At 32.3% G+C, this 25,316-nt stretch carries 27 protein-coding genes and 1 riboswitch; of the genes, 10 read left to right on the forward strand and 17 right to left on the reverse strand.

Annotated elements, in window-relative coordinates:
- Nucleotides 1-531: 531 nt before the first annotated feature.
- The 4 genes from ACFWM3_RS04145 to ilvA form a co-directional block, all read right to left on the reverse strand.
- Nucleotides 532-1,722 (reverse strand): MFS transporter, encoded by a 1,191-nt coding sequence (locus ACFWM3_RS04145; RefSeq protein ID WP_056470386.1) that lies wholly within the window; start codon nt 1,720-1,722, stop codon nt 532-534.
- Between the two features lie 111 nt (nt 1,723-1,833).
- Nucleotides 1,834-2,934, reverse strand: a complete 1,101-nt coding sequence (locus ACFWM3_RS04150) for an alkene reductase (protein WP_390310392.1) — start codon at nt 2,932-2,934, stop codon at nt 1,834-1,836.
- Between the two features lie 74 nt (nt 2,935-3,008).
- Nucleotides 3,009-3,272: an ArsR/SmtB family transcription factor gene (locus ACFWM3_RS04155; protein WP_098121922.1), complete on the reverse strand. Its 264-nt coding sequence runs from the start codon at nt 3,270-3,272 to the stop codon at nt 3,009-3,011.
- A 230-nt stretch (nt 3,273-3,502) separates the two neighbouring features.
- Nucleotides 3,503-4,762, reverse strand: coding sequence for a threonine ammonia-lyase IlvA (gene ilvA / locus ACFWM3_RS04160; RefSeq protein WP_335410279.1), 1,260 nt, complete (start codon nt 4,760-4,762; stop codon nt 3,503-3,505).
- Nucleotides 4,763-5,000: 238 nt separating this feature from the next.
- On the opposite strand from ilvA, the gene ACFWM3_RS04165 reads away from it, so the two are divergent.
- Nucleotides 5,001-5,882: a 5'-3' exonuclease gene (locus ACFWM3_RS04165; RefSeq protein WP_056470398.1), complete on the forward strand. Its 882-nt coding sequence runs from the start codon at nt 5,001-5,003 to the stop codon at nt 5,880-5,882.
- Between the two features lie 630 nt (nt 5,883-6,512).
- The gene (locus ACFWM3_RS04170; RefSeq protein ID WP_082459466.1) at nt 6,513-7,490 is read left to right on the forward strand and encodes an LCP family protein; all 978 of its coding nucleotides are present in this window, start codon (nt 6,513-6,515) and stop codon (nt 7,488-7,490) included.
- 134 nt (nt 7,491-7,624) lie between these two features.
- Here the strand turns inward: ACFWM3_RS04170 and ACFWM3_RS04175 are convergent, their stop codons facing one another.
- Nucleotides 7,625-8,143, reverse strand: a complete 519-nt coding sequence (locus tag ACFWM3_RS04175) for a P-loop nucleotide/nucleoside kinase family protein (RefSeq protein WP_390310394.1) — start codon at nt 8,141-8,143, stop codon at nt 7,625-7,627.
- 737 nt (nt 8,144-8,880) lie between these two features.
- Between ACFWM3_RS04175 and ACFWM3_RS04180 the strand changes: the two genes are divergently transcribed.
- From ACFWM3_RS04180 to ACFWM3_RS04200, 5 genes are read left to right on the forward strand one after another with little or no spacing between them, the layout of a single operon-like run.
- Nucleotides 8,881-9,126, forward strand: a complete 246-nt coding sequence (locus tag ACFWM3_RS04180; protein ID WP_056470405.1) for a hypothetical protein — start codon at nt 8,881-8,883, stop codon at nt 9,124-9,126.
- A 15-nt stretch (nt 9,127-9,141) separates the two neighbouring features.
- The gene (locus ACFWM3_RS04185; RefSeq protein ID WP_056470407.1) at nt 9,142-9,510 is read left to right on the forward strand and encodes a spore coat protein; all 369 of its coding nucleotides are present in this window, start codon (nt 9,142-9,144) and stop codon (nt 9,508-9,510) included.
- 19 nt (nt 9,511-9,529) lie between these two features.
- Entirely contained in the window at nt 9,530-10,666 is a 1,137-nt protein-coding gene (locus ACFWM3_RS04190; protein WP_390310396.1) for a zinc-dependent alcohol dehydrogenase, read from the forward strand.
- Between the two features lie 17 nt (nt 10,667-10,683).
- A complete protein-coding gene (locus ACFWM3_RS04195) occupies nt 10,684-10,878 on the forward strand; it encodes a hypothetical protein (RefSeq protein WP_390310398.1) in 195 nt (64 codons plus the stop codon).
- A gap of 18 nt (nt 10,879-10,896) precedes the next feature.
- Nucleotides 10,897-11,196 carry a spore coat protein gene (locus ACFWM3_RS04200; protein WP_069032686.1) on the forward strand — a complete coding sequence of 100 codons (300 nt, stop codon included), beginning with the start codon at nt 10,897-10,899 and terminating at the stop codon, nt 11,194-11,196.
- A gap of 137 nt (nt 11,197-11,333) precedes the next feature.
- On the opposite strand, the gene ACFWM3_RS04205 is transcribed toward ACFWM3_RS04200, so the two are convergent.
- The 4 genes from ACFWM3_RS04205 to ACFWM3_RS04220 all read right to left on the reverse strand — a co-directional run bounded on the left by ACFWM3_RS04205 (nt 11,334) and on the right by ACFWM3_RS04220 (nt 14,952).
- A complete protein-coding gene (locus tag ACFWM3_RS04205; RefSeq protein WP_390310400.1) occupies nt 11,334-12,431 on the reverse strand; it encodes an L-dopachrome tautomerase-related protein in 1,098 nt (365 codons plus the stop codon).
- Nucleotides 12,432-12,875: 444 nt separating this feature from the next.
- Nucleotides 12,876-13,214, reverse strand: a complete 339-nt coding sequence (locus tag ACFWM3_RS04210) for a DUF5655 domain-containing protein (protein ID WP_056470423.1) — start codon at nt 13,212-13,214, stop codon at nt 12,876-12,878.
- 817 nt (nt 13,215-14,031) lie between these two features.
- Nucleotides 14,032-14,220 (reverse strand): hypothetical protein, encoded by a 189-nt coding sequence (locus tag ACFWM3_RS04215; RefSeq protein WP_390310402.1) that lies wholly within the window; start codon nt 14,218-14,220, stop codon nt 14,032-14,034.
- A 183-nt stretch (nt 14,221-14,403) separates the two neighbouring features.
- Nucleotides 14,404-14,952 carry a histidine phosphatase family protein gene (locus tag ACFWM3_RS04220; RefSeq protein ID WP_390310403.1) on the reverse strand — a complete coding sequence of 183 codons (549 nt, stop codon included), beginning with the start codon at nt 14,950-14,952 and terminating at the stop codon, nt 14,404-14,406.
- Between the two features lie 247 nt (nt 14,953-15,199).
- Between ACFWM3_RS04220 and ACFWM3_RS04225 the strand changes: the two genes are divergently transcribed.
- Nucleotides 15,200-16,012: a MerR family transcriptional regulator gene (locus ACFWM3_RS04225; RefSeq protein ID WP_390310405.1), complete on the forward strand. Its 813-nt coding sequence runs from the start codon at nt 15,200-15,202 to the stop codon at nt 16,010-16,012.
- An 88-nt stretch (nt 16,013-16,100) separates the two neighbouring features.
- Nucleotides 16,101-16,784, forward strand: coding sequence for a DUF554 domain-containing protein (locus ACFWM3_RS04230; protein WP_390310406.1), 684 nt, complete (start codon nt 16,101-16,103; stop codon nt 16,782-16,784).
- A gap of 335 nt (nt 16,785-17,119) precedes the next feature.
- Here ACFWM3_RS04230 and ACFWM3_RS04235 read toward each other — a convergent pair whose 3' ends face one another.
- The 6 genes from ACFWM3_RS04235 to ACFWM3_RS04260 form a co-directional block, all read right to left on the reverse strand.
- The gene (locus ACFWM3_RS04235) at nt 17,120-17,542 is read right to left on the reverse strand and encodes a VOC family protein (protein ID WP_390310408.1); all 423 of its coding nucleotides are present in this window, start codon (nt 17,540-17,542) and stop codon (nt 17,120-17,122) included.
- Nucleotides 17,543-17,673: 131 nt separating this feature from the next.
- A complete protein-coding gene (locus ACFWM3_RS04240; protein ID WP_390310410.1) occupies nt 17,674-18,144 on the reverse strand; it encodes a hypothetical protein in 471 nt (156 codons plus the stop codon).
- Between the two features lie 129 nt (nt 18,145-18,273).
- Complete coding sequence (locus tag ACFWM3_RS04245) at nt 18,274-18,798, reverse strand: cysteine hydrolase family protein (RefSeq protein ID WP_390310656.1); 525 nt, start codon at nt 18,796-18,798, stop codon at nt 18,274-18,276.
- Between the two features lie 14 nt (nt 18,799-18,812).
- Nucleotides 18,813-19,349 (reverse strand): sugar O-acetyltransferase, encoded by a 537-nt coding sequence (locus ACFWM3_RS04250; RefSeq protein ID WP_390310411.1) that lies wholly within the window; start codon nt 19,347-19,349, stop codon nt 18,813-18,815.
- 178 nt (nt 19,350-19,527) lie between these two features.
- On the reverse strand, nt 19,528-20,181 hold the full coding sequence (locus ACFWM3_RS04255; protein ID WP_056470457.1) for a DUF4272 domain-containing protein: 654 nt from the start codon (nt 20,179-20,181) through the stop codon (nt 19,528-19,530).
- Between the two features lie 161 nt (nt 20,182-20,342).
- Nucleotides 20,343-21,797 (reverse strand): NAD(P)/FAD-dependent oxidoreductase, encoded by a 1,455-nt coding sequence (locus tag ACFWM3_RS04260; RefSeq protein WP_390310414.1) that lies wholly within the window; start codon nt 21,795-21,797, stop codon nt 20,343-20,345.
- Between the two features lie 353 nt (nt 21,798-22,150).
- On the opposite strand from ACFWM3_RS04260, the gene ACFWM3_RS04265 reads away from it, so the two are divergent.
- Complete coding sequence (locus ACFWM3_RS04265; protein WP_056470463.1) at nt 22,151-22,573, forward strand: hypothetical protein; 423 nt, start codon at nt 22,151-22,153, stop codon at nt 22,571-22,573.
- Between the two features lie 201 nt (nt 22,574-22,774).
- Here the strand turns inward: ACFWM3_RS04265 and ACFWM3_RS04270 are convergent, their stop codons facing one another.
- Both ACFWM3_RS04270 and ACFWM3_RS04275 read right to left on the reverse strand, forming a co-directional pair.
- Nucleotides 22,775-23,923, reverse strand: coding sequence for a trans-sulfuration enzyme family protein (locus ACFWM3_RS04270; protein WP_056470465.1), 1,149 nt, complete (start codon nt 23,921-23,923; stop codon nt 22,775-22,777).
- Between the two features lie 5 nt (nt 23,924-23,928).
- A complete protein-coding gene (locus ACFWM3_RS04275) occupies nt 23,929-25,098 on the reverse strand; it encodes a trans-sulfuration enzyme family protein (protein WP_390310415.1) in 1,170 nt (389 codons plus the stop codon).
- 81 nt (nt 25,099-25,179) lie between these two features.
- Nucleotides 25,180-25,283, reverse strand: a riboswitch (SAM riboswitch).
- Nucleotides 25,284-25,316: the final 33 nt, after the last annotated feature.

The following is a 25,316-nucleotide window of genomic DNA, read 5'->3' on the forward strand; positions in this document are numbered from 1 at the left end:
ATTTTTTATGTATTGATTACAATATACTTATTTTGAGGCTTTCCGAATTCAATTATAAATCGGTTACATTGCATTAGGAATACTTTTATTCAAAATTTATTCGAAAAAGGTTGAATTTAATTTATTATAAAAATTCATATAATTCTAATATTATTCAATTTGTTTTTTTAGTAAAACATCTGGTGGTTAAAAATGGGTAAGAGGAGTAGTATGTGGATTTAAGTTTGAGGTGCAAATAAATGATGAAATACTGCAATAAACAGTGAACTGCAATTAAATCTTATTGAATCGCAAATAAAATAATAAATTACCCATACTGGTAATGGTATTTTGACTTAAAATCTGAGCAGTTAAATACCTTTCAAATGGAAAATAAGCAAATATGCTCTCATTGTTACTTAATCCAATTAGAAATTACTTTTTTTCTCTAAAAAAGAGCGATTTATAAACTAAAAGAGGGCACATATATGTCAATTAAAACGACATATATGCACCCCCCATAAAGTATAAATTATTTTTTCACAAATCCATTTAGGCTCTTATTTGTGTGCCAACGCCTTGTCTGACTTTCTTTTCAATCATTAAATAACGTGATAATCCAAATGTTACGATTAAAGAAACTATAACAGGAATTGAACCCATCCATGTAATAGAACGGATGGACAATTGACTGACTGCAAGCCCTCCAATTGCTGCACCAAATGCGAAGCCTAATTGCATCATTGACTGATTTAATCCTAATAAAACATCGGAAGATTTTGGAGAAATTGTTGCTAAGTTAAATTGTTGTGTCGCACCAGATGACCAACCAGAAAATGACCATAATGTAAGGATAATAATCACTGTATTAATTGAACTAGAGATGAGAGATAATAATAAGATCGATAAAATATTAAGTACTAATCCACGTTTTAAAGTAAGCGAAATTCCCCACTTGTCTGCACTGAATCCTCCGAATTTAGATCCAATTAGACTCGCTATTCCAAGTATTAATAAAGCAAAACTTAAAACGTGATCGCTCATCTTTGTAGTTTGAATAAGATACGGTGATAAATAAGTAAATATGATTCCATACCCGCTCATTAAGAAAAAAGTAATAGATAAAGCTAATGCAATTTTTGGTTGTTTAATTAATGCGATTTGCTGCAATAATGGAATCGGTTGATCACCATGGGTTTGTGGAATTGTTTTAACGATAATTGCTAAAGCGATTAACACCAATATGGCAACTCCAAGAAAAACGAATCTCCAATCATAGGCAGCTGCTATAAATCTTCCAATCGGGACCCCTATAATCAATGAAGCAGTAAATCCCATGACAACAGTGGCAATTGAACTTGCCTTTTTATCTGCTGGAGCAATCTTTGCAGCCAAGCTAAGTACCGTAACAACAGTAACGCCTGCACTTAACGCCATTATAATTCGTGCAACCATAAACAAACCGTAACCAGGTGCAATTACTGCTAATAAATTACCTAAAATAAATACGCTTAAAGAAAATAGAAGTAACTTTCGGCGTTCCATTTTAGCTAATACGGCCATTAAAATCGGTGTACCGATCGCATAGATCAATGAATACACCGTAATTAGTTGCCCTGCAGCTTCAATCGAAATCCCTAATTCATCGGCCATTTTGTCTAAGATTCCAGAAATAACATATTGTGAAGTACCAACTAAAAAACTAATCATTGCTAAAATATAAATTTTCCCTTTATTCGTCATAAATTAATTCCTCTCACATAATTTTATATTTCTACAAATACCGAAATATTAATCTTTAGAAAAGGAAGCTACTTTATTAGCTTCCTTTCACTATTTGTTCAAAATCAAGTCTTAGATTAGAACGTTTAAATGTTTTTTAACGTCATATTCTTCAATTGCTTCACCATTTTTCAAACGATGTATAAGATCTGGATTCGAAATTAGAGGACGCCCGAACGCAGCAACATCAATTGTTCCTTCAACGATCGCTTTTTCTGCCATTTCAGGATTTAACGTTCCTACCCCAACAATAATGCCATCCCAGTACTTTCTTACAAGCTGATGCATCGTTTTACCATCTGCAAGTATACGATCAAACTGCATAATTGAAGGGTGCAATAAAGTTGCGCCAACTTCTTTGAATGCTTCAATAAATGTACGAATTGCGTAATCTGGATCCTCCCACATATAGCCCGGAATATCAGCTTTATGAGCAGAAAATCGAATCATCGTTCTTTCAGTACCAATTGCTTCGATTACTGCTTTTATTACTTCCTTCATGAAAGTTAATCGTTGTGGAAGATCACCACCGTATTGATCTGTACGATGATTTGTAACATCTGAATTAAATTGATCAATTAAATAACCATGTGCAGCATGAATTTCAACTCCATCAAAACCAGCTTCAATCGCATTTTTAGCTGCTTGAGCATATTGATTGATTGCTTCTCTAATATCCTGAATAGTCATTTCTTCAGGCATATCATACGGCTTACGAAAACGAGAAACTAATCCTTCTGCAGGAATCGCTGAAGGTGCTTGAGGTGGCATATTCCCAGCAAGCTCGTGATGAGATAATCGTCCTACATGCCATATTTGAGAAATCATTGTGCCCCCCTCTTTATGTACGGCATCAGTTACTTTTTTCCAAGCTTTAATTTGATCCTCAGAATAAATACCTGGAATACCTGGGTAACCTTTTCCACGTGCACTAATGACTGTTCCTTCAGAAATAATCAAACCTACGCCATCTGCAGCTCGTTTACGATAATATTCCACTATATCTTCTCCAACTACACCTGTTTGATCATCTGCAAAACTTCTTGTTAATGGAGCCATTGCAGTACGACTACGTAAATTCCAAGCACCTATTTTTACTGGCTCAAAAAGTTTACTTTCTAAACCCTTTTCTAATTTTCCCCAACTAGTTTCTTCGTTGCTTACTAAACTCATATTCAATTCCCCCTTTTATTATTCGGTATTTATATAAATACTGAAATATAAAGTAAAAATTTACCGCTTTATTTTTAAAGTAAAGCGGGTGCATATTTTTCCAAAACTTCTCGTTGTAAACTATAGTATCTGAAGGTTCCTTCTTTGCGAACTGTTAGCAAGCCGCAATCAAGTAATGGTTTTAAATGATGTGTCAATGTAGAATTGGCCGATACCTTTATTTGATTTTTCATTTCTAAACAAGCTAATTCAGATTGCTTAGCAAGTACTTTAACAATTTGTAAACGGGTGGATTCTCCTAATGCCTTATAAACCTTTACTGCAATATCATCGTTCACCACTTTAACCTCCTCTCAAAGACCAGCGCTTATTTCAGTATTTCTAGAAATATTGTATTTTAACTAATTTATGTTGTCAAGAGACATGATTCATAAATTCAAGAAAAAAATTTGGCTAATTGCAGAGCAATGAATTGTTAATATTTTTGCAAAAAAAACAAAAACCCACAAGGAATTAATTACCTTGTAAGTTTTTGCACTAAAATACTTGATGAGATCAACCCGTTAGTCTAAATGAGTAGATTAAATAAAGTTGGGTTATTGTTTATTTCCATAAATTGAATTTCATGACAATTCATTCGTTCAATCAATGCATTATAATCGGATTTATTGGCCAATTCAATCCCCACTAGTGCTGGCCCATTGTCCTTATTGTTTTTCTTTGTGTATTCAAATCTCGTTATGTCATCATTTGGTCCTAATACTTTATCAAGAAATTCACGTAATGCGCCAGATCGTTGTGGGAAGTTGATGATGAAATAATGTTTTAGACCTTCATGAATTAAAGATCTTTCTTTTATTTCTTGAAGTCGGTCTATATCATTATTTCCACCAGATACGATACAAACGACATTCTTACCTTTTATTTCATCTTTAAATAATTCTAAAGCTGATACAGACATAGCTCCTGCGGGCTCTGCAATTATTGCATTTTTATTATAAAGCTCTAAAATAGTTGTACAAATCTCGCCTTCTGGAATAGCGACAACTTGGTCAAGCACATCTCTACAGATTTCATATGTTAAATAACCTACTTGGCCAACCGCTGCTCCATCAACAAATTTCTCAATAAAAGGTAAGGTTACAACTCTACCATTTGCAATCGATTCGGCCATTGAGGCAGCACCCATCGGCTCTACTCCGATCACCTTAGTTGTAGGACTAATTCCTTTTATGTATGTTCCAACTCCAGAGCTTAATCCACCCCCGCCGATTGCTACGAATAGATAATCTACTGGACGGTCAATTTCATTTAATATTTCAACTGCTACTGTGCCCTGCCCTGCAATTACATCAGGATCATCAAATGGATGAATAAACGTCATTTGATTTTCATTGCAATAAGCTTGCGCATTTTGATGAGCAATATCAAAGGTGTCACCAATTAAGATAACTTCAACAAATGGTCCACCAAAAAATTTCACCTGAGATACTTTTTGATTCGGTGTTGTTGATGGCATAAATATTTTCGCATACACCTGCAATTGATTACATGTATACGCTACGCCTTGAGCATGATTGCCTGCACTTGCACAAACAACCCCTTTTTGTCTATCTTCATAAGACAAGTTGCTAATTTTGTAATATGCTCCTCTAAGCTTAAATGAGCGGATTATTTGTAAATCCTCTCGCTTTAAAAATACGTTACAATCATATTTTTCACTAAGCATTGTACTAATCTGCAAAGGTGTTTTATTCGTAACTTCTTTTAACGTATTATAGGCAACTAAAATATCCTCAATCTTAACAGTACTTTTTACTTTCTCCATATAACTACCTACCCTTTGCATTTTTTTATATAAATTCCATTATAGTAAAAGTTAACTAATTAATAAACAGAAAATTCAATTTTCTAATGAAAGTTTTATGTCATTTTACTTGATTGAAATAAAATATGCCTAAAATTGTAACTTCCAATCTAATTGGCAGTAATACACTAGTTATCATTTTCAGTAGGATATGCTATCATTTTCATATTAAATAAATAGATATTAGGTGATTTATAAAATGGAAAATCAATCTTTATTATTAATCGATGGCTTTAACTTATTAAGTAGAGGTTATTTTGCAACTTCTTATGGTAGAAGTGATGAACAACTTTCAAAGACGAAAGATGGCGTATATATAAATGCATTAAGAGTATTTATTCCAAAGCTTTTTAACTTAATTAAAGAGCATGACATTACCCACCTCGCAATTACTTGGGATGTTAAACGTGAAGAAACTGATCGTCGAAATAAATATGATTTTTATAAAGCTACTCGTGGAGAACTACCAACGCCACTTATCGAACAATTTTTCACTTTAAAAACAGCATTAGAAGAAATCGGCATTGCTCAACTAGAAATGGCACCGTATGAAGCAGATGATTTAATGGGAACTTTATCAAATAATTGGTCTAATTCAGTTAAAAATAAATGCTATATTTATAGTAATGATCGAGACTTATTACAATTAATAAACGAGCATACATCTCAAATCATTGCTCAAAAAACTGGTGAAATTGTATACTCCCTAGAGCACTTCAGTAATGATTATGGGATCCATCCGAAACAATGGGTTGATGTAAAAGCTTTATTAGGTGATTCTAGTGATAATATACCTGGTTGCCCTGGAGTAGGGGAAAAATCGGCTATTCCATTAATTCAACTTTATAACTCAGTTGAAGAATTGTACGAAAATATGGAAAATCTTGATTCTAAATTTAATCGCTACAAAAAGAAATTAGAAGCTGGGAAGGACTCTACTTTTATTAGTAAAGAGCTCTCTGCAATAACAATTGATATACCCCATTTTGCTGAATATACATTTGAAGATTTAAAAATTAATATTGATGAAGATAAATTATCACTTAAGCTCGAGGAATTAGAAATTCGTGTGAAGAGATAAAAGTCAGTAAATATGCTGGTCGGGAAATCCTTGTTATCAAAGAATAAACATTAACTTCAAAAAATAAAATATGCCTTGAAAATTTTTAAATAAAAGAACACTACAGTTTTTGAATAACTAAGTAGTGTTCTTTTTTATTTGACTCTGTTAAATTTAAATGTTGAATTTTGAACTAAAAAAATGTTGTCTAATTAAATAACATTAGGAACTCTAATATGACAAGCTAATCCCTATAATTGCCCCTAATGCCGCTAACAATTTGGATAAAAAATAATCCATTTTGCCTTAAAATACTAAATATCTTGAATAACTCATAGTCATTTCTCCAGATATAGGCAATAATAATAGTTCAAATATTTACTAAGAATATCAATAGATAGCTATGTGACTTATTAGTGTAATTAGAAGTAAAGCCGTTTTAATACACCTTTCCTCAAAGATTTTCTAACAAAGTTGCTTAAATTGCACTTAAATATTTCTTTTTGGTTTATTCATTAAAAAAATTTAACAAATTCTGTATTGTAGAATAACGACATAAATGTTTAAATTATACTAGTCATTTTTATCTTAAATATTCTGAATCAAATTAAAGTCCATACAAAAATCTCAAAAGGAGCTCTTACTAAGCAAATGGAAGAAACGCGTAAAAAAATCAGAAAAACAAAAAGAAAGCCTCTTAAAATATTGCTTGTGATCGTTCTAATTCTTATAGCATTTATTGGATATAAGGGAATAAAAACATACTATAAATTACAGAATGCTACTCAGGGTGAAGCTATTCACTCAAGTATGCGTAAACAAGAAATAAAGAATACCCAACCGTTTTCCATTTTATTTCTTGGAATTGAAAACTACGCAACAAAGGGTGCAGGTGGTAGAACTGATACCATCATTTTAGCAACTGTTAATCCCAAAGATAAAACAATACAAAAAATGAGCATTCCTCGTGATACGTACGTGGAAATTCCAGATCAAAATAGAAAATCTAAAATTAATGGTGCATATAACAGTGGTCTTCAATCAACTGTAAATACAGTAGAAAACTTTTTACATGTCCCAATTGACTATTATGTTACTGTAGACTTTGGTGGTTTTAAAAATATTGTTGATGAGATTGGTGGAATTGATGTTGATGTTCCATTTGATTTTTGGCAATATACTGATACTAAACCACGTTATAAGGTTTACTTTAAAAAAGGAAAACAACATCTAAATGGTACAGAAGCTTTAGCCTATGCTCGAATGAGAAAGCGCGATCCACGTGGTGACTTTGGACGTGAAGAACGTCAACAACAAGCTATGCTAGCAATTATCGATAAATTAAAGTCTCCCGAAACATTATTTAAAATAGATAATTATGCAAGTGTATTTAGTAAAAATGTCAAAACAAATATGAGCTTATCTCAAGGATTATATTTATTTAATGATATGAAGGGTGCTAATCCTACTAAAAACATCACAACATTAAAATTGGACGGAAAAGATGATTATATAAACAAGATTTACTATTATATGCCTGATCAAACTAGCGTAAATAATATAACAAGTAGTTTGAGAAATCATCTTGAGCTTGATAAATTACCATCTAATTCAATTGAATCAAAATAAGTGCATGTATCATTAATTTTAAAAAAAGAGATAAATGAGTAAGCATACTCATTTATCTCTTTTCTTTTTTATATCCATTTAGATTTCAATACCTTTAACTTCTAGAGGCTTAACTATGTGAGTTTTTAGAATACCTAAATGTTTAGGTATTTTATTACTTTATTGTAATAACTGTCTATTGGATTTGCTGTTTCGACAATAAGATAATCATGTGTAGGTCTTCTTGAATTGTTAACCCATTCATGAAATGCTTCTTCATTTTTAACTTCATGTATTTGACTGATCATTCGCTCTCGCTTTTTCAATCTATCATTAATTTCATTAAAATTATTGAGATAACACTCAACATATTTGTATTTTGCATTATGTTTTTTTGTAAGTAAGGTCCCCTTTTCTACCATTTCTATATAGAAACAAGGGCTATCAAAAATAACATTTTGTCCTAAAGAAAGATAAAAATCGATTAACGACCATTCGATGTCATATGATATTTTACCGACTTCCTTTGGATCTACAGTAGGTCCCAATGATTCTAATAATGGGGATTTTACAATATCATGATCTATAACAATCGCACCTGTATTTTTTGCTATCATTCTAGATAATGTTGACTTACCTGAACCTGGGAAACCTGCCATTTGAAGAAAAAACATGAAATTCATTCCTTTCATACTACTATCATTTAATGAATCTCTCATTCATTCGACAAAAAAGAACAACTTCCTGCTTATTGAACGAATCTGCCATTTTGTTGAATAAAAATAGAGCCGATCACAGCTCCAAAATGTTATTGAACTCACGAATTGCGTTTGTTGTATAAGGTTATTGTATTAAATACCAAAAAGTTAAATATTAATTATCGTGGATTCTTTTTAATCCAGTCTTGAACTATTTCCATTTCCATCACTTCGGACTTCCTACCACCATATCTTATCGATTCATAAATTGTTACAATCTCATTCGAACAATTTATACGTTTAAACCACTCCTGAATAGTTTCGTTATTTTTTCTTCTTTGAATAGTAGTCAAATTTTGTTCACAGTTAATTAATTCAAGCCGTAGAGGATCACTTACCCTAGTTTTTTGGGCAAGTTTTGTTCATGTATGAAAATCGTTTCAATTTCTGTTGTATTTGAACTTGGTTCTATTAAGATATTGTTACTATTGATTTGCTTTTTTTGCCTTATTTTGGCAAACCTTTTATAGCCAAATACGATAACTAAAAAGAAAATAACCCCTAGTATTATAATCTCCATTGAACCTATACTGGACTTTTCATTATTTCAGCCTTTTGTCCTACCTCCTAAAAAAATTTTAAAAGAATGACTCTTTGTATATTTGGAATAATACATTTGTATTTGTATAGTTAGTCAAAAAGGAGGGAACCAAATGGATAATAAAAAATTAGCCGATCATGAATCATTGGATTTACATGAAGTTATTAATTTCAAAACCCTTTGCTTAGCGAAATCAAAACTAATGCAAGGATTGGTATTTGATGATGATTTGAGAGCATTAATGCAAAAAGATGTTGAACAATCCATACAAGCGTTAGGAGAATTACAGGCAATTTATCAACGTGCGCCTTTTGAAGCTCCTGTTCCTCAAAACCGCCCAACACCAATAATAAATTAAAAGGAGGCAAATTCATTGAATAATGACTATTTAGACCCAATAAACTCGCTACATGTACCTGAGCTAGCAGATACCACATTTGCGATGGATTTTCTTCTTCGTGCTAAAGAAGGTGTTCGCAATATTGCGGTCGCATTAACAGAGTCAGCATCACCTGATGTTAGAACGCTCTTACGAAGCCATTTAATGCAAGGGATTGCTATGCATCAAGAAATTACAGATCTAATGATTAGTAAAAAATGGTTCCATCCATACGAACTAAGTGAACAATATCAATTAGACCAACTCTCTGCCAACAATACATTAATGATTGGCAAAATGCATCTATTTCCTGCTGATAACAATAGAAAAGGCTTGTTTGACCGAACACCTGATGAACATTAACACTGGAGGACTGTAACCAATGAAGGCAGTAACTTATCAAGGTATTAAAAATGTAGAAGTGAAAGAAGTTCCAGATCCGAAGATTGAAAAACCAGATGACATGATTATAAAAGTAACAAGTACAGCTATTTGTGGGTCTGATCTTCACCTAATTCATGGCATGATTCCTAACCTACAGGAAAACTATATTATTGGCCATGAACCAATGGGAATCGTAGAAGAAGTAGGTCCAGGTGTGACTAAGCTAAAAAAGGGAGATCGAGTAATTATCCCCTTTAATATAGCATGCGGTGAATGCCATTACTGTAAAACAAATTTAGAAAGCCAATGTGATAATTCTAATGATAATGGTGATATGGGTGCCTATTTCGGATATTCTGGTACGACTGGTGGCTATCCAGGTGGGCAAGCCGAGTATTTAAGAGTGCCATTTGCAAACTTTACCCATTTCAAAATTCCGGAGACTTGTGAAGAACCAGATGAAAAGTTAGCAGTTATTGCCGATGCGATGACTACTGGTTTTTGGAGTGTTGACAATGCAGGCGTAAAGGGTGGAGATACAGTTATTGTTCTTGGCTGTGGTCCAGTTGGTCTTTTTGCTCAAAAATTTTGTTGGCTAAAAGGAGCAAAGCGTGTCATTGCCGTAGATTATGTAGACTATCGCTTGCAACACGCAAAACGTACCAACAAAGTTGAAATTGTAAATTTCGAACACTTTGAAAATGTGGGAATGCATTTGAAAGAAATAACAAAGGGCGGCGCTGATGTAGTCATTGATGCAGTTGGAATGGACGGTAAAATGACTGATTTAGAGTTCCTGGCAAGCGGATTGAAACTTCATGGTGGAGCATTCGGTGCGTTTATCACGGCTACACAAGCAGTTCGTAAAGGCGGGACAATTCAAGTTACTGGTGTTTACGGTGGGAAATATAATGGATTCCCATTTGGAGATATTATCAACCGAAACGTCAATATTCGATCCGGACAAGCACCTGTGATTCATTATATGCCATATATGTTTGAATTAGTGTCGACCGGGAAAATTGACCCAGGTGATGTCGTAAGTCATGTACTGCCACTTAGTGAAGCAAAGCGTGGCTATGAGATTTTTGACACAAAAATGGATAATTGTATAAAAGTCCTGTTGAAACCTTGAAGAAGGAGGTATAAAAAATGAACTACGCCTTACATGAAATTCTTGAGGTCCATGAGATAGCTGCATTTAAGACCACTTGTTTAACTAAATCCAAAACGATGAAAGCGTTAGTCACAGATCAGCTATTAAAAGATATTATGCAGCAAGACATTGACCTATCTACGAGACAATTACAAGAATATGCTACTATCCTTTCCAACGCTAAGCAGTAAATTAGGAGATGAATAAACATGAATCCAATCATTGAAACTTTAACTGGCATGGACGCAATAACGGATCAAGTGGTTGCAATGGATCTACTCATTTCAGCTAAAAGTGGTATTAGAAATTATGCCATGGCAGTTACAGAGGCAGGAACACCGGAAATTAAAGAAATTCTCACTCGCCATTTAGAAGAAGCTCTTAATATGCATGAACAAATATCCACGTATATGGCAGAAAAAGGATGGTACCATGCATGGGATACAAACGAACAGATCAGCTTGGATTTAAATAATATCAATACAGCATTGAACTTACCGACATTATAAAAAGTTTCCAGGAACAGTTTAACACTTACCAAATAAACTGTTCCTATTTTTCATTTTGTGTTTATTTGGCAGAAGTAAATACAGTTAATACCTCATGTTTACTCGTGCTTGTTTTACAAATTAATTCACTATTTTTATTATGAAAATGTCGGAGCAGGGAATTCATCAATTTTGATACGTAGTAAACTATATGGTTTTTGTCGTAAGTCTTCTCCATAATGAAATCTAGCCTGTCGATGTAACTGGTTTACAATGAAATACAAATATTGATCCGGACCTATTGAAAAAGTATCTGGCCACAAAATTCTCGGATCATGTGCGATAGTTTCCATTATTCCATTTGGAAATATCTTACGAATACAGTTGTTTTCATAATCTCCAGCATAAACAGTTCCCTTTGCATCTGTGATCATTCCATCAGATGCACCTTTTTCCCCCCAATACTTCACATGATAAGATACATCCATGTCCGGTATCGTTCTGTCTCTCAGGGTTTCTGTTGAAATCGAGAACAAGTGACGACTGGTTAGAGGTGCAAAAAATAATAAATTTCCATCGGGAGAAATGGCAAGACTATCAGACGCCAGTCTAAATGGAGAAGTTGAACCGTCTTTGTTTCGATTCATTAAAATTTGACCTTCTACTTTCGGTAAAAAATAAGGATCGGGCGATGTTGAATTTGCCCCATTTAATCGTCTAAACGCGTCTCCATTTGATAAATCTACGACGATAATAGCTCCTGGTCCTCTTGAAGATGAATCCGTTATATAGGCATAACCTGCTTTTCCAACACGAAAATCAAAGCGGACATCATTCAGATAAGTTGTAGGCAGTACAACCTCTTCTGTAAAGGTATATACTTTACTAATTGTATTAGTTTCTAAATCTACAGCGACTAATTTTGCCCCTCCTTTAATTGGTTCAGAAAAATTGGGCGCCGCTGTATCTAATATCCAAAGTGTTCCCCTTCCATCAGCAACTACACTTTGGACACTGATAAAAGTCATTGTGATATTCTCGGGGTTAACCAAATTGGTTTGTAAATTAGGATACGGCTGCAATCTATCCTCAACAATTTCCCCCACCGTAAATTTAACATCGTCTCCCCATTTTGGAAAGCAAATGAAAATACGACCGGTTTCTGAAACAGTAACACCTGTAGGCATAGCACCATAAAATGCATAAACTAGTTCTAAATTACCGAAATATTTTTCACTAGGTAACATAGGTTTCATAATATCCTCCTCAAGCATTCAAACGGGATATCTCCAATATATTATTTATATTTTTTCTAGTGCATGTTTCTTAATAAGCTTTTTTTCTCCACAGTCCCAAATTTTTACTTAAGGATAAGTTTTTTCTGGTAAAAAGAAAGAACGCTCTTCAATTGGTATTATTACACTCATATCACATTTTAAAAATCGACTATTCAGCCGATCGTGCTGTTCAAATAAAGCACTGCGTTAGTTAAATTAGATTACCCCCTTTACAAAATTCCTTTTGTCCAACCATACGTTGGAAGAACAGTGAAACGATCAATAAATGAAAACCGATCATAGTAATGAACTTATCTTCAAATTTCGTCGGGAGCATTACTATTACAGATATAGACCAAATATTAGACCAGATATAAATCCTAAGAAACTGCTATTCATTGGTAATAAATATCCTTTCTCTAACTAACACATCAATTGATATGATTCTTTTAAAAGAACTAAAAACTCTTGATTTAGCTCTTCTACATTATGGAATCTAAAATTATTGTGAAATCGATTTTTGGAAACTTGTTCAATTTTAGTAATCTTTTCGTGTTCAATTTGATGGTTTGTTACTAAATTAAAATCTAACCATTTCTTTTTTGGATGAACTCCCCCAAAGGAAGATTTATTCGAAAGATGAATAGAAGTCTTTTTAAACTCAATATCAAATGAACCTATTTCTTTCAATAAATCGAGGATCTTTGAATATATTTCATAAACATTAGATGCCTTATTTAAAAATAATTCCTCTTCTGACATATTGTCATCTCCTTATTTCTTCTTATAATAGACACAATAGAGGTATTGGACTAAAATTCAATACCTTTTTGAATGCCAATTATATTGCTATTTTCCTATCAAAAACAAATCTAAAACGCTTGATAATTAAAATGTTTTTTTACTTTTTCTACTTCAAAACTGAACTACTTAGATATTAGTCGATTATCATGTACTTTTGTTCAACTAAAGCATGCGTAGTTGAATAAGGAATGAATGTTTAAATTCCAACTTTCTATAAAAACATCTCAAAAATAAAGTAAGAATACTTCGATTAATATTACTAATATGTACACTAAAATAACTAAGAATATTTCTTTTTTAGCTATTTCTTTGGCTAGTTTATATCTCTTTAAAAAATATACACCTAAAAAAGTTGTTATCAATCCAATGCTAGAAGATTGATGTCAAAAGTAATATGAAAAAAAGCATGTTAGGATTATCCCACATACAATAAAGAACACACCTAAAATTTTCATAGTTTTAATGCTTTTCATCATTTGTTCCCTCTTATCCTTAAATCTTACAATGGGTCTATACAACAAAAGAATGCATTAGTTGAATAAGAAAATCAACAACCTTTTATAACTGAGTCTTTCTTTTAAATAGTTTTTAGATGAACTTGAACAAAGTTTTTAATCTCCTACTATTTACAACTAATATAAATAGAATTATCACAGGAATAAATTTTCCTAACCAATCCAAGTTTGGAAATAAAGTTTTTACACCCCAGTCCAATCCTTTTAAGCACAATTTATAGATAATACCGAAAATAACGAAATAAAATACATATTTAACTTTAGGCATAAAATACACCCATCGTACAGAAAAGTGCAAGAGCTAAACCTAAAAGAAATAACAGTATTCTTTTAATTAAAGTAGGTGGAAATTCAAAACTAATATCAAATATTAGTTCAACAAGGTTAGAAGAACCACCAAAAGAAAAATCGTCAATATTCTTTTTCTTACCAAAAACAGAAAACCACATTACCAAAATTCCGATAATTACAAAAATTCCAAAAAGTACTTTTAACCCCCATTTTGTATCCCCTAAAGTTGTTTTTACTTGATTTTAAATTATCTAGTAATGATTTAATAGTTCTATTTTTTACCAATTCAAAAAGGGAAGTTTTCTTATTCAACTAATCTGCTATTTATTTGAATAAGAAGCTCAACAATCTTGCCACAAACGTTCACAATCAAACTCGTTATTCTTAAACTTCAAAAGATAAATATCAGGATTGCTTAATTTTTTCCAATTCTCAAAACCAAATTCTTCGTTAAACTGTTTTAAAATTAATGACATCAAATTTCCATGGGTTACAACGATTGTAGATTTTTTTTCACTTTTGATGATTTCATCTATTACGCTTATTGCACGATTAGTAGCTTCTTGGCTTGATTCGCCACCATCGAATTTCAATTCCATATCTTCAAATGTAGCTTCTAATTTATCAAGCCAGTCCGGTAAATCAATCGAGCTTAACATACGTTCAGATAGTCGATCATCAAGAACAATGTCAATTTTCTTTTCATTACTTGTCGGTTCAATTGATTGAATTGCACGTAAAAAAGGGCTTGAAATAATTTGGTCAATTTTAATCTTTGAGTAAAAATCAGCCAGATGATTAGCCTGATGTAATCCACGCTTAGTTAGATTCGCCTCATATGGCTGTCCTACAGCTTCACAATGTCGAATTATATAAATCTCTTTTTCCATTTTTTCTGCTCCTATTTTCTATTATTCTATTAAATTAACAAATTTTCTCTCTATTTTCTTATATTATCATTAACCATCCTATTTTTGATAATTGAATATTCTGTTTTCCGACCATTTCTTTTAAACCTAAATGTATATTATTGATGACAATCTGAATTGAATGTATTATTTTAATGACAACAATCTTCCAGAGGATAATTATTATGGGAAATATCATTTTCATGGTAAATAGAGGAGTTTTTAAGAAATGAAAGAGTATTTTACAATTGGTGAAGTTTCAAAATTATTCCAAGTCAAAATTGCGACTCTAAGGTATTATGATCAGATTGGGCTCTTACGTCCAGAATTTATCGATGAAAAGACCAACTATAGATATTATTCAACACAGCAGTTTGAAAGATTAAATTCAATAAAATATTTGAGGGCTCTAGATTTACCAATAAACGAAATTATAGATTTTTTTAATTATCGGGAAATCGATGCTCTTGTTGACAAGTTAAAAAAACAAAAAGATGAAGTTGCCAAAAAAAAGAAAGAATTGGAGATTATTGAAACAAAAATATCACGCCGCCTATTGCAAATTGAAGATGCTGTTAGTGCACCTTTAGATCAGATTTCGGAAATAACTCTTCCCGAAATGCATGTAGCATATTTACGCCATGACTACGTTATAGGAGATGATATTGAATTACCTATTACTGAATTAAGGAACAGTTTTGGAATAAAGGAGGAAATTTTTTTAGGGAAAATTGGCATCTCGATCTCAGTTTCAAATTTGAATAATAATGTTTTTGATAAATATTCTAGTATTTTCATGATACTAGAAGATGGTGATCAGATACCTCCAACTTCCATTGTTATTCCATCAAGAGACTATCTGAAAGTTCGATTTAAAGGTACACATATTGATGCATTTGATTATTATAAACTATTGTTGACCTATATGAAAAAGCACAATTATGAACTGTTAGACGACTCCTTTGAAATTACACTTATTGATTATGGCCTCACCAACGATAAAGAAAAGTATGTCACAGAAATTTTATTACCTTACAAGTAAACATAATCATAAAAACTCACTTGACCCTCTAGTTACTAGAGGGTTTATTTTTTATTAATATACTATTAGTAAAAGGAGAAATGGAATTATGTTTGGCACGATTTTTAACACATTGATGATTATAGCCGGGAGTGTGATTGGAAGTATCTTTAAAAAAGGAATAAAAGAAGAATATCATGAAATCCTTATGCAGGCGATGGGATTAGTAGCTTTGGGCTTAGGGATCAACTCACTAGTACAACATTTACCTTCCAGCAAATATCCAGTGCTTTTTATTGTAAGTTTAGCCATAGGTGGATTAATTGGGCAAAAACTTAAGTTGGAAACAAGATTTAATAGTTTAGTTAATAAATATTCTAAAGGTAATTTGGCTGAAGGATTATCAACCGCTATTTTATTATTTTGTATTGGAACATTATCGATTTTAGGACCAGTAGAAGCAGCGTTAAAAGGAGACTATACATACCTCCTTGCAAATGGTACGTTAGATGGCATTACTTCGATTGTTTTAGCATCCACATTTGGGATTGGAATAATATTTGCTGGAGTTGCTTTATTTACATGGCAAGGTTCCATCTATTTAATTGCAATACTAATGAAAAATTCCTTAAGCAATGATCTTCTAAATGAAGTGACGATTGTAGGAGGTATATTAATTATAGCGTCAGGCCTAAGTATATTGGGGATTAAGAAATGTAATACTTTAAATCTTCTACCATCATTATTCATTCCTCCTGTTGTATTTTTATTTATGCACTTATTCCATTTATAATGTTTGAGAAATTAGTTATGTAGATTAGGGAACCTCACGAAAAGGAGGTTCCCCTAATTACATATTAAAGTAATCCTATACCCCCAAAAATTGGAGTTTAATTAAACTCCAATTACTCTTTATATATTAATCTGTTTATAATACTCAAAAACTGTAGTTAAAATTTTATTTATCCAGCTTTTTAATGATCCAACCACAAATGATAATAAATGCACACAGCCCTATAATCTTAAGTAAAATATTTAGATCAACTGAGATAATTTTTGTAACGGATAATTATCTGTTTATTCGAACTCTTTACCAAACTGACAAATTCTCTTTAATCAAGTAAGCTTTTATTTTATTCTTTTTGCAAGTGGATGATTGTCACTGAATTGTATTAAGTCCCATAAATTTCCGTATAAGTCCTTAAATACTGCAACTGTTCCATAATCTTGTTCTTTCGGTTCTCTTACAAACTCAATTCCTTTTGAAATCATTTCATCGTAATCTCTCCAGAAATTATCCGTTCCTAAAAATAGAAAAACTCTCCCACCAGCTTGATTACCAATAAATGGCTCTTGTTCTTGTTTCGATGCCTTTGCAAGTAGTATAGTCGTTCCAGATGAACCAGGAGGACTTACAACTACCCATCTCTTATCCTGTTCAGCTTGATATGTATCTTCAATTAAATTAAAGTGAAGTTTCTTCGTATAAAACTCTATAGCTTCATCATAATCCTTTACGACTAATGCTATATGAACGATTGACTGGATCATCTTCTTATCTCCTAACATGTTTTCTATTAAAAGTACTATTAATTGATCTATATTTCAATCTAATCATATTCCTTTTTCAATCAATCTGCTATTTTTAGCATAATAAAAAGACTGCCGAAACAGCCTTCGTATTACTCATTTAATTTAGAAGCAAAAATTGGAATGATGATGATTGTAATGAATATTAATGCCAAAACGATTAATGAATTTTTCCATCTAAAATCATTTTCCCCATCATTTTTATGTTGATTTAAAAATTGATCATATATTTTCGATGAAACAAATTTTCCTGGATCCAGTACTTCTCCTGTTTGTTCATCCAATAAATACGTATCATAATTCGCTGTTTTAAAGAAACGATCTCTTACTGTATCGTATTTTACAGCAATTGCGACTACATTTTCGTTTGCATTTTTTTCCTTATTAGTTAAACTAAATTCTTTTTGATCGACAATCTTCGTTGATTTCTTAACATAATAATGAACTTCCTTACGATTATTTTTATCTATTTGATCTAAATAGCGCGATGATGCATTTGAGGTTGATACGTTAGATAAAAACAACAAAAAGAAACAGACGATGCAAAATGCAATTCTTTTCATTTATATCCCCCACTTCTATTCAAATCTACTAAATTATATTCACTAGATTTTTAAATAGTCCTAGAGAGTATTTCTCATCTGCCTCATTAATCTGGAGTTGTTAATTTTTTTGCCGTAGAAACCTTTTTATTACACTTCTATTCTGAGATTATCTTCTATGAAATTTAAAAATCTACGATTCCACATTTTTTCATAAAAATCAATTGTCTCTTTTGCAGACATAAATGGATTATTTAATGTAGAGGTTGCTCCGTTTACCATAAAGTTTTCGTAACCTAATCCATGTGCAAATTTAATTGTAGCATCCATACAGTATTCAGTTTGAGCACCGCAAAATTCTATTCTATGTACTGCTAATTGATCTAAAAGATTTTTTAAGTTCGTTTTAAAAAAAGAATTTGCATGTATTTTATTAATTAAATGATCTTGTTCTCGAACATCTAGGTTAGCATGAATCGCCCAAAGTTCTTCTCCAACTACCAATTCTTCATCACAATGTTGAACAAAAATAATCGGTTTACTTAATTCTCTATATAATGAGATTCTTTTATTTACTTTACTAATTAAATTTTGCAGTTCGAATAAATGCTCACCACTGTAACATACACCATTTTGCAAATCGATAACGATTAATACATCCGCACAAGTATCAATTGTTTTCACCTCATTTATATAGTTTTAATAATTTTCGCAGGGTTACCGGCCACTACAGTATTAGAAGGAACGTCTTTCGTAACTACAGAACCTGCAGCGATAATTGAACGATCTCCAATCGAAATACCAGGTAAAATTGTACAACTTCCACCAATCCACACATCGTCCCCAATATGAATCGGAATCGCATATCCGCTCTTATTTCTATCCTTTGGTTCAATCGAATGACCAGCTGTATAGATCCCTACATTCGGACCAATCATACAGTTATTTCCTATTGTCACTTCTGCCATATCTAAGATTGTACAATTATAACCTGCATAGAAATGATCCCCTACATGTATGTTATAACCTAAATCACAATGAAAATTATGCTCAATACTTGGATTTACCCCTACTGACCCAAACAGCTCTTTCAATATTTCTTCTTTTCTTTCGAACGATTCCACGTCTATATTATTAAACTCTCGAACAAGTTTATGGGCTCGTATATTTTTCATTTTTAATCCTTCTGTGCCACGTTGATAATAAATTTTCTCTTTGGCTTCCATTTTTAGACTCCTAACTTATATGTAGTTTATATTATAAATCACTTCGATCTAAATTTTGCTAAACCTTCTTTCTTAACCATACTCTTTTGGTAAAATCTTATTTTGCTTTTAATTTCAAGATATCAGCCATCCTTAAATAATCTATTTTTATATCCAATCAAAATAAATCACGAACAATTTATGTACTTAAGTCAATATCATCCCAATCTACAGAGGGATTAATAACCCATTCTAAAACTTTCCTTCTCTCTATGACTAAACCCTCATTAAATGAATTTAATATTTTTCCTTTTAGTCGTGAATCAACTACGAACCAATGTGTTCTATAATATAAATCTGCCATATTATAAATTTCTGTTTCAGGTTTTAGCTTTAACGATTTCTCTAAATAAGTAAAATTTTGATTCTTTTTGATATCTGGAACCATATTTATTAAGTTATCACCAACAGATTCTAAGAACTTAAATTCATTGTTGATCCCTAAAACCCATACAAGCATCCAAAGACTTTCAACATACCAATTTAAATGAAGTTTCTCAACTTTAGTCAAGTATTCTTCATTTTTGTTTAAAATACTTTTTTCCCAATCTGATACGTATTCATAGAGACCTTGTTCTTTAATCCAATCTCCAATATCTTTCGTTGGAGCCTCGAATGCAATATAAATCATCCCTGACATGATTGTTGCTCTGTATATCATTTCACTACTATTTCTTATTCCGAAATATTCAAGGAGCGGTAAATCTTTGTAAATTTCACCTCCGAATTTTTTAATTTTAGCTTCCGAAATCTCTTTAATTTTTTTAAAGTCTAGACAAATTTGATCTGACATTTTACCTCCAATAAGTTTCCACCAGTAATCTTTTAATTAAATTATACATCCTCAAAAAAGTATCGTTAATTCTTTATTCTGCTAAAAGACAAAAAATTATCTATTCTAACAAAACAAACCTCTAATGCTATCCAATGCACTAGAGGTTTGTTAATTAAGTATTAAACAGTAACTAATTCTTTTTCTTTATTTCCGATTTTTTTAACGATATCACGCGCGATCCATACGCCACATGCGCTTGCTTGAGCTAAACCGCGAGTAACTCCTGCTCCATCTCCACCTAGATATAATCCAGAGATTTCGCTTTCAAAGTGTTCATTTAGCTTTGGTCGAGCTGAATAGAATTTTGCTTCTACACCATAGAAAAGTGTATGTTCTGCAGCGATACCTGGAGTCACATGGTTTAAAGCTTCTACCATTTCAATTAAACTTTTCATTGTATTGTATGGTAAAACTAATCCTAAGTCACCTGGTACTGCTTCTTTTAAAGTTGGTTCTAAAAAGCCTTCTTTAATGCGTTTTTCAGTTGAACGACGACCTCTTAAAAGATCTCCGTATTTTTGCACGATTACTCCACCGTGTGAAAGCATGTTTGCAAGGCGTGAAACCTCATGTGCATATTCATTTGGTTTGTCAAAAGGTTCTGCGAATTGATGCGATACTAATAAGGCAAAGTTTGTATTTGGACTTCCTAATTTAGGATCTTTATAAGCATGTCCATTAGCAGTCATAATTCCTGAATGATTTTCAACTACTACGTGCCCAGATGGATTACTACAGAATGTTCTGACTTTTGTACCCACGCTAGTATTAAATACGAATTTCCCTTCGTATAAATGCTTATTAATTTCTTCCATTACTACGTTTGAAGTCTCAACACGAACACCAATATCAACTTGATTCGTTGACATTTTTAAACGACGTTTTTTCATAACATCAGTTAACCATTTTGAGCCATCACGACCAGGTACAATTACAACTTTCTCAGCATGTAATTCTTCACCTTTTTTTAATTTAATTCCTTTTATAATATGAGTACCTTCAACCTTTTCAGTTATTAAGTCCTCTACTTCAGTTTTATACTTCATATCTATTTTTGTTTTTAAATACTCATAAATGCTTTTTAGAATTTCTAAATTTTGTTCCGTTCCTAAGTGACGAACTTGTGCACGTAATAATTTAAGTCCAGCTGCGTATCCACGACGTTCAATATCTCTAACTTCTTCTGTTAAAGGATCAGTAATTGATTCAGTTGCACCATGTTCTAAATTAATTTCATCAACGTATTTGATTAATTCAACTACTTGTGAATCTGATAAGTAATCTGTCATCCATCCACCAAATTCGCTTGTAATATTAAATTTCCCATCTGAATATGCTCCAGCACCACCAAAACCATTTGTAATTGAGCAAGCTGGTAAGCAACCTGAAAAATCTTTTTTACCTGCAGCAGGCGGACATTTTTCAATTTTCTTTTGTAAAATTGGGCAATGTCTTGCGAATATATCATGTCCTTTATCAACAAGTAGTACTTTAGCATTAGGCATTTTTAAAGTTAATTCATAACAAGTAAAGATTCCAGCAGGTCCTGCTCCAACAACGATAACATCATACATCTATATATACCTCCAAATAAGGTTTAAATTATTTCATTTGATCAACCTAAACTAGAATACCATCAATATGATTGCGTTTCAAGTAAAAACACGAACATTTTTTGTGCTTTTTTAAAAAAATATTCGTTTATTACCAAAGTGAAACCTTTACATTAGAAATAAACATCTGTCAATTAGATTTTTTATTCAATATCAGACAATTCAAACTTAGATATTAATTAAATTGACATTCATCCTAATTTAACGAAAAGTTAATTATTGAAACACCAAAATCCCCTATTAGATAGAAACACAATCACACCAACTTGAATAGTTATATAAATAACAGTTTTTCTATATTGGAGTTGGAAAAGATGCTAGAAGAAAATTTGAAGGAAAAGGAAGGTCAAGATCAAAATAAGAAAATTAATATAGAACATGACAGTTTATCAGCAAGTCTTGAAAGACAAATTGTTGCCGCATCGTGGGTTAAGGCAGTTGCACAATTATACGAAACGATTACATTATCAAAATTATATTCCATCGACAAAGATCCAATCTTTCAAGGGAAAAGAGATATCATATCGGGAATGTGGATTGGTACTGCCGGTCAATTATCCGTAGCTTTTTTCGTTTCTAAGCAATTGTTCACTTCAGAAAAAATAGATTTACTTGAGTTACAAAGAAGAATTGTTCTTTCTGATTCAGTTCAAATAGTTGGGAACGCATTGGCACTTATTGGTGCAGCTGAGGTAATTCAAGAGGAAATTGGTGATGGGGAAATATTCCTTTCTTAGTCTTCTACACTAAATAAAAAAGTAAGCAAAATCAAAAAATATAAAATAAATTAATCCCACAAGGAAATATGCTTCCATTGTGGGATTTATGCTTTTCTCGAATTGAACGGACATTCTACCGTTTGCATCTAATTATTGTTCGTTTTTCAATTCTATTCGGCCAAACCCAATTTTATTTATTCAATTTCCCTATTCCTTTCACTATACTCTTGCACCTGCTTTTAATGCTTTTTGGAAGCTTGCAATCAAGTCTTCTATATCTTCTAAACCAACGGATACCCTTATTAATGTATCTTTAACCCCTAATCGTTCACGAACATCGAGCGGTATTGCAGCATGGGACATCTTTACAGGATATGAAACAATCGTCTCAACTCCACCAAGTGAAACTGCAACTGCAACGTTTTCGACTGATTGAAGGAAACTTGTCGTTTGTTCAATCGTTTTTAGTGTAAATGAAAGGACTGCTCCTCCTCCAGTAGCCTGCTCAAAATGAACATCGTGACCAGGATGATCTTTTAGTCCTGGGTAATAAACATCCTCAACTTCTTCTTGTTCTAAAAGCCAGTTTGCTAATTTTGATGCAGTTTGTTCATATGCATCCATACGAACTTTTAGGGTCTTTAATCCTCTTAATGTTAGCCAACAGTCTTGTGGACCTAAAATAGCTCCGAATGAATTTTGGATTGTGTATAAATCACTTGCAAGTTCTTCTGAATTTACGACCGCTAATCCTCCAATTACATCGCTATGACCTGCAATAAACTTTGTTGCACTATGAACGACAATATCAGCTCCTAAGTCTAATGGTCTTTGTAAATATGGTGATAAAAAACTATTATCTACAATGACAAGGATGTCATTTTCTTTTGCTATTTTAATAGCACTACTTAAATCAGTAATTTTCAAAAGAGGATTAGACGGTGTTTCTAAATAAAGTCCTTTTGTATTTGGCTTTATTCCGGCTTTAATCTCTTCTAAATTAGATGCGTCGACGAAAGTAAAATCGATTCCGAAACGATTTAAAACTTTTGTTGCTATTCTAAATGTTCCCCCATAAACATCTTCACAAATGACAATATGATCTCCTGCTGAAAACAAAGATAATACAGATGAGATTGCGGCCATTCCTGATGAAAACGCAAAGCCACGTACACCATTTTCTAATTTTGCAATTGTATTTTCTAACGCTTCTCTTGTTGGATTTCCACTTCTCGCATAGTCGTACTTCCCAAAATTCTCTATATCAAATTGATGAAACGTTGATGTCTGATAAATTGGTATACTTAATGCACCTGTTGCCTGATCAATTTCATTTCCGTTATGAATTAGTTTCGTTCCAAATTGCATGCTCATCACCCCAATGCATTTTCTAAGTCATTTAATAAATCATCAATATGTTCAATTCCCACTGATAAACGTAATGTATGGTCATCTAGACCAAGCTTTCTTTTAAATTCCTCTGGCATCTCTGAATGAGTTTGTGTATGTGGATACGTAATTAACGATTCGACTCCACCTAAACTTTCTGCGAATGTAATGACTTTTACGCTTCCTAAAACCTGTTCTACTAAACTTAAATCCTTCACTTTAAATGAAATCATTGCACCAAATCCAGTTGCCTGTTCTTTAATAATTGAATACCCTTTATGCGTTGGTAATCCTACATAATATACTTCAGTAACATTTGGATGATTTTCTAAAAACTTCGCAAGTACAATCGCATTTTTTTGACTGTATTCCATGCGTAAATGCAATGTTTTAATTCCTCTTAAGATTAACCAAGAGTCAAATGGAGCTAATGTTGCACCTGTTGATTTTTGATAATAGCGAATTCGTTCATTTGTATATTCTGAATTCGTTACGACGAAGCCAGCTAGTGTATCATTATGGCCACCTAAATACTTTGTTCCACTATGAACAACTACATCTGCCCCTAATTCAATTGGTCTAAAGAAATAAGGAGTTAAAAATGTATTATCGACAATTACAATAATATCTCGTTTTTTTGCAATCTCTACTACTCTTTTTAAATCAGTTACTTTCATCATTGGATTTGAAGGTGTCTCAATAAAAATTCCTTTTGTGTTCGGTTTAAGTGCATCAAGAATATGTTCAATTTCAGTCGTATCAACAAAATTATGCTCAAGTCCATATGGCGAATAAATTTCTTCGAATAAGCGATATGTACCACCATATAAATCATCTGAAACAATTAGGTGATCACCCTTTTTAAATAAGCTTAATACTGCAGTAACTGCTGCATTTCCTGTTGCGAATGCAACGCCATAATTTGCACTTTCTAATTTTGCAACAGTATTTTCGACTTCTTCTCGTGTTGGATTTTGTAATCTTGCATAATCATATCCAGTTGACTGATGTAGACCTGCATGCTTAAATGTAGCTGATTGATAAATTGGATAACTAATTGCACCAGTTAATGGATCATACCCTTTGCTACCATGAACAGCTACCGTTTCAATCGATTTTTTATTCGTGTTTAAAGCCTCTTTTGTGTTAGTCATTATAAATCCCCCATTTTAGTCAAATAAAAAAACCACTTCCTAAAAAATAAGAAGTGGTTATGTCTGAAAATAAACATATCGCTCTTATCTTCCAGGTTTTTCACCTGCAGGATTTAGCACTTTCTAGTATTTACTAGAGTTGCCGGGTTTCGTCGGGCCAGTCCCTCCACCGCTCTTGATAAGATTATTAAATTATATTGTTAGTATATTAAAAACTC

It is taken from the genome of Gottfriedia sp. NPDC058432, assembly GCF_042721555.1.
In the GTDB taxonomy this organism is placed as follows: Bacteria; Bacillota; Bacilli; order Bacillales; family Bacillaceae_G; genus Gottfriedia.

What these genes read in the sequence shown, in the direction of transcription:
- ACFWM3_RS04145 (WP_056470386.1), bottom strand. Translation starts at nt 1,722, where the DNA reads ATGACGAATAAAGGGAAAATTTATATTTTAGCAATGATTAGTTTTTTA.
- ACFWM3_RS04150 (WP_390310392.1), bottom strand. Translation starts at nt 2,934, where the DNA reads ATGAGTTTAGTAAGCAACGAAGAAACTAGTTGGGGAAAATTAGAAAAG.
- ilvA (WP_335410279.1), bottom strand. Translation starts at nt 4,762, where the DNA reads ATGGAGAAAGTAAAAAGTACTGTTAAGATTGAGGATATTTTAGTTGCC.
- ACFWM3_RS04165 (WP_056470398.1), top strand. Translation starts at nt 5,001, where the DNA reads ATGGAAAATCAATCTTTATTATTAATCGATGGCTTTAACTTATTAAGT.
- ACFWM3_RS04170 (WP_082459466.1), top strand. Translation starts at nt 6,513, where the DNA reads ATGGAAGAAACGCGTAAAAAAATCAGAAAAACAAAAAGAAAGCCTCTT.
- ACFWM3_RS04175 (WP_390310394.1), bottom strand. Translation starts at nt 8,143, where the DNA reads ATGTTTTTTCTTCAAATGGCAGGTTTCCCAGGTTCAGGTAAGTCAACA.
- ACFWM3_RS04180 (WP_056470405.1), top strand. Translation starts at nt 8,881, where the DNA reads ATGGATAATAAAAAATTAGCCGATCATGAATCATTGGATTTACATGAA.
- ACFWM3_RS04190 (WP_390310396.1), top strand. Translation starts at nt 9,530, where the DNA reads ATGAAGGCAGTAACTTATCAAGGTATTAAAAATGTAGAAGTGAAAGAA.
- ACFWM3_RS04195 (WP_390310398.1), top strand. Translation starts at nt 10,684, where the DNA reads ATGAACTACGCCTTACATGAAATTCTTGAGGTCCATGAGATAGCTGCA.
- ACFWM3_RS04200 (WP_069032686.1), top strand. Translation starts at nt 10,897, where the DNA reads ATGAATCCAATCATTGAAACTTTAACTGGCATGGACGCAATAACGGAT.
- ACFWM3_RS04205 (WP_390310400.1), bottom strand. Translation starts at nt 12,431, where the DNA reads ATGAAACCTATGTTACCTAGTGAAAAATATTTCGGTAATTTAGAACTA.
- ACFWM3_RS04210 (WP_056470423.1), bottom strand. Translation starts at nt 13,214, where the DNA reads ATGTCAGAAGAGGAATTATTTTTAAATAAGGCATCTAATGTTTATGAA.
- ACFWM3_RS04215 (WP_390310402.1), bottom strand. Translation starts at nt 14,220, where the DNA reads ATGTGGTTTTCTGTTTTTGGTAAGAAAAAGAATATTGACGATTTTTCT.
- ACFWM3_RS04220 (WP_390310403.1), bottom strand. Translation starts at nt 14,952, where the DNA reads ATGGAAAAAGAGATTTATATAATTCGACATTGTGAAGCTGTAGGACAG.
- ACFWM3_RS04225 (WP_390310405.1), top strand. Translation starts at nt 15,200, where the DNA reads ATGAAAGAGTATTTTACAATTGGTGAAGTTTCAAAATTATTCCAAGTC.
- ACFWM3_RS04230 (WP_390310406.1), top strand. Translation starts at nt 16,101, where the DNA reads ATGTTTGGCACGATTTTTAACACATTGATGATTATAGCCGGGAGTGTG.
- ACFWM3_RS04235 (WP_390310408.1), bottom strand. Translation starts at nt 17,542, where the DNA reads ATGATCCAGTCAATCGTTCATATAGCATTAGTCGTAAAGGATTATGAT.
- ACFWM3_RS04240 (WP_390310410.1), bottom strand. Translation starts at nt 18,144, where the DNA reads ATGAAAAGAATTGCATTTTGCATCGTCTGTTTCTTTTTGTTGTTTTTA.
- ACFWM3_RS04250 (WP_390310411.1), bottom strand. Translation starts at nt 19,349, where the DNA reads ATGGAAGCCAAAGAGAAAATTTATTATCAACGTGGCACAGAAGGATTA.
- ACFWM3_RS04255 (WP_056470457.1), bottom strand. Translation starts at nt 20,181, where the DNA reads ATGTCAGATCAAATTTGTCTAGACTTTAAAAAAATTAAAGAGATTTCG.
- ACFWM3_RS04260 (WP_390310414.1), bottom strand. Translation starts at nt 21,797, where the DNA reads ATGTATGATGTTATCGTTGTTGGAGCAGGACCTGCTGGAATCTTTACT.
- ACFWM3_RS04265 (WP_056470463.1), top strand. Translation starts at nt 22,151, where the DNA reads ATGCTAGAAGAAAATTTGAAGGAAAAGGAAGGTCAAGATCAAAATAAG.
- ACFWM3_RS04270 (WP_056470465.1), bottom strand. Translation starts at nt 23,923, where the DNA reads ATGCAATTTGGAACGAAACTAATTCATAACGGAAATGAAATTGATCAG.
- ACFWM3_RS04275 (WP_390310415.1), bottom strand. Translation starts at nt 25,098, where the DNA reads ATGACTAACACAAAAGAGGCTTTAAACACGAATAAAAAATCGATTGAA.